Source organism: Rhizobium sp. SVR5-9E (assembly GCF_056755095.1).
The window spans coordinates 1-250 of record NZ_JBNDHS010000580.1 but is presented as its reverse complement, the minus strand read 5'-3'; the positions used below and the strand labels follow the sequence as shown (position 1 = coordinate 250).

Sequence of the window (250 nt, the reverse complement as noted above, 5' to 3'; positions counted from 1 at the left end):
ATGTTGGCCGATCCCGATGAGGCGGACGAAAAAAAATCGCGGGCCTACACCACCAAACGTCTATGATCTCGTATTGCGCGAGCAGCTTTTTCACGGCGTCCACGCGCTGCGCCTCATCCCCGTGGGCAGCGTCGACATCTACCGCCTCGACGGCTTGCTTGCGCACCGTTACATGCTCGGCCCGCAGGGCTTTTCAAAAGGATGCATAGTCTTCAAAAATTACAATAAATTTCTGGGAGGGTACGTTACG

Annotated in this window: 1 protein-coding gene; it reads left to right on the top strand. The window is 54.8% G+C overall.

Features of this window, described 5'->3' with window-relative positions; genetic code table 11:
- Positions 1–16 precede the first annotated feature (16 nt).
- A partial coding sequence (locus tag ACPYOJ_RS36150) for a tlde1 domain-containing protein (protein WP_481420501.1) occupies positions 17–250 on the top strand: 234 nt, incomplete at its 3' end.